Here is a 209-nt window from a genome sequence, read left to right as displayed (position 1 = left end):
TTTGGACGGAAAAGGTATTGCCAGCACAACTGTTGATGCATCAGGAAATCTTATTGTTACTTACACAGATGGAACAACTTCAGACCTTGGAAGAATAAAAGGTATTGATGGGGTAAACGGTACTAATGGAATCAATGGTTTGGACGGAAAAGGTATTGCCAGCACAACTGTTGATGCATCAGGAAATCTTATTGTTACTTACACAGATG

At 39.2% G+C, this 209-nt stretch carries 1 protein-coding gene; it reads left to right on the top strand.

Going from position 1 to position 209, the window contains the following annotated elements; genetic code table 11:
* Nucleotides 1-209, top strand: a 209-nt coding sequence (locus tag ACWA1B_RS23850) for a hypothetical protein (RefSeq protein WP_456911185.1), incomplete at both ends; no start/stop codon positions are given.

Source organism: Flavobacterium xizangense (assembly GCF_054075145.1).
This window is presented reverse-complemented; position numbering and strand designations above follow the sequence as displayed.